Here is a 3,007-nt window from a genome sequence, read left to right as displayed (position 1 = left end):
TGAAATCCTGATCCGCAGCCCTTACCTGTCGCATGGCTACTGGGGCGACCCGGAGTTGACCGCAGCCAGGTTCATTGCCAACCCGTTCACCGACAACCCGGACGACCGCTGTTACCGCACCGGCGACCTGGGCACCTACCTGGCCGATGGCAGCGCCAGCTTCCTGGGGCGCGCAGACACCCAGGTAAAGATCCGCGGCCATCGCATCGAACTGGCGGAAATCGAGAACGCCATCGGCCGTCACCCGCACATCAGCCAATGCGTGGTAGTGGCCAACCACGACAGTGCGGCGACCCGGCTGGTGGCCTATTGCGTGGCGACATCGCCTGTTACAGCTGAAAAGCTGCGCCGGGCGCTGAGCGGCCAGTTGCCGGACTACATGGTGCCGGCACTGTTCGTATTCCTGCCTGCCATCCCCCTCACCCCCAACGGCAAGGTCGACAAACGCGCCCTGCCGGTGCCATTCGCGCAAAGCGCCGAGCAACCCTTGTCGCCGGTCGCCGAGAAGCTCAGCACAGCCTGGGCGCGGATCCTTCAGGTAGCGCACCTGGACGCCAGGTTGAGCTTTGTCGAGCTGGGCGGCGATTCGCTGTCGTTCGTGCAGGCCTCACGGGTGCTGGAGGAGCTGATCGGCCACCTGCCGGAGCGCTGGGAAACCCTGCCGGTGAACCAGCTGGCCGAACTGAGTGCGCCAGCCAAGGGCGCATGGCGGGTGATGGAAATGCCGGTATTCGTGCGCATGCTCGCCATCCTGCTGATTGTGGTCGGGCACATGAGCGAATTCGACCACTGGCTGATCGTTGGCGAAACCTCGGTGCTGTTCCTGGTCTCCGGCATCAGCCTGGCCCGGTTTCAGTTGCAGGCCATCGAAACGCGTGGCGATGCGCGCACACTGCTGCCGTCGCTGGCGGCCATCGTGGTGCCGACCCTGTTGTACACCGCCCTGGTGCAGCTGCTGTTCGACCGGCTGCACTGGCAATCACTGCTGCTGGTGTCCAACTGGTTTCCGGCCAGCGAGGTCAGCCTGTTCAACTACTGGTACATCGAAGTACTGGTGCAGATGCTCCTGGTGATCGGCCTGCTGCTGTCGATCAGGCGGGTGCGCCAGGTGCTCGCTGCCGACCCGTTCCGTTGCCTGATCATTGCCAGCTGCGCCATGGTGGCGCTGGATGTCCTGCTGAACCGTTTCGTGTTCGACGCCAGCGCCTTGCTCAATCGGGTACCGCAACACTTCCTGGCAGTGATGCTGCTGGGCATGGCCGTGCACCATGCCACCACCACCGCGCGCAAATGGGTGGCCAGCGCGGTTGCCGTGCTGGTGGTCGGCGAGCTTGACCTGATGGCGATTGCCGGCGTGGGCTGGGAGGCCTTCACCCTATATGTCGACATCGCCCTGCCAGCGATGCTGGCGCTTATCTGGTTCCGCTCGGTGCCGGTGCCCGCGCTGGTGGCAAGGGCCGGCGCCGTGATCGCCTCTTCAACCTTGTATATCTACCTGACGCATTTCCAGTTCCAGTCGCTGGCAAACCGCTTCTACCATCATCCGCTGTTCGAGGTGGCCTTGGCCGTCACCGGCGGGGTGCTGGTGAGCTACTGCTGGAATGCCCTGACGCGCCGGCTGCTGACGCGCTGGAGCACGCGCAAGCAGGCCGCCGGCACAGGAGCCGTGATTGTAAAGCCTGAAGTACGCTGAAAAGGCGGGTTGTAACAAACCTTGTCATAAAACTGTCGTGTTGCCGTCATAGGATTGACCCCAACCTGACATTTTCATTTCATGGAAGAACGTCTCATGCGTCGTGTGGTTTTCAATCAGAAGGGTGGCGTGGGCAAATCCAGTATCGCCTGCAACCTCGCCGCCGCCAGTGCCGCCGAGGGCTACCGCACCCTGCTGGTCGACCTCGACCCGCAGGCCAATGCCACCTACTACCTGACCGGCCTGGTCAATGACGCCATCCCTGCCGGCATCGCCGACTTCTTCCGCCAGACCTTGTCGCCGGTCACCGCCGCCGGCAAGAAGCACCGCGTGGCAATTACCGAAACCCGCTACAGCAACCTGCACCTGGTCACCGCCAGCCCCGACCTCAGCGACCTGCAGAGCAAGCTGGAGAGCAAGTTCAAGATCAACAAGCTGCGCAAGCTGCTGGTTGAGCTGGGCGAGGACTACGAGCGGATCTACATCGACACCCCGCCCGCGCTCCATTTCTACACCTTCAGCGCCCTGGTGGCAGCCGAGCGCCTGCTGATTCCGTTCGACTGTGACAGCTTCTCGCGCCAGGCCTTGCACAGCGTCATGGCCGAGGTCGAGGAGCTGCGCCAGGACCATAACCCGGCCTTGCAAGTCGAGGGCGTGGTGGTCAACCAGTTTGCCGGGCGCACCGCGCTGCACCAGACCCTGATCGAGCAGTTGCGCAGCGAAGGCCTGCCGGTACTGCCGGTGTACCTGAGCAGCTCGATCAAGATGCGTGAATCACACCAGGCCTCGGTCCCCCTGGTGCACCTGGCGCCCCGGCACAAGCTGGCGCTGGAGTTTGTCGACCTGCTGGATGCGCTGGAGCGCGCGGCCTGACAGCAGCTGAGCGACCAGGGATATGCAGATCACCCCATTGCGGGAAAACAGACGACCCGGCTACCATTGAGAACGATTCACACTCACAACCGGATGCCAGGCGTTGGACAGCACCTCGACCCGTAAACTGGGCTTTTTCTTCAGCGACCACCATCGCTGGTTGCTGCAGCACATCCACAAACGCCTGCGCAACCACGCCGACGCCGAGGACACCGCTGCCGAAACGTTCTGCCAGATGCTCGGGGCACGGGTCGACCCGGACAGCATCCAGCAACCGCGTGCCTACCTCACCGTCATCGCCCGCCGGTTGATCTTTGATCGCCATCGCCGCCGCCAGCTCGAGCAAGCCTACCTCGAGCACCTGGCACGGCTGCCTGAAGCGGTAGCGCCCTCGGTCGAGGAACAACTGCTGTTGATCGAGGCCCTGGTGAGCATCGACCA

General features: G+C 63.4%; 3 protein-coding genes. All 3 read left to right on the top strand.

From position 1 onward, the window contains the following. Positions 1 to 1,693: phosphopantetheine-binding protein (locus tag HP547_RS28130; protein WP_172288743.1), on the top strand; the 1,693-nt coding region annotated here is incomplete at its 5' end. A gap of 96 nt (positions 1,694 to 1,789) precedes the next feature. Then, entirely contained in the window at positions 1,790 to 2,566 is a 777-nt protein-coding gene (locus HP547_RS28125; RefSeq protein ID WP_172288741.1) for a ParA family protein, read from the top strand. 103 nt (positions 2,567 to 2,669) lie between these two features. Next, a partial coding sequence (locus HP547_RS28120; protein ID WP_172288739.1) for a sigma factor occupies positions 2,670 to 3,007 on the top strand: 338 nt, incomplete at its 3' end.

Origin of the sequence: Pseudomonas sp. CM27, assembly GCF_013179515.1 — a bacterium.
GTDB lineage: Bacteria > Pseudomonadota > Gammaproteobacteria > Pseudomonadales > Pseudomonadaceae > Aquipseudomonas.
This window is presented reverse-complemented; position numbering and strand designations above follow the sequence as displayed.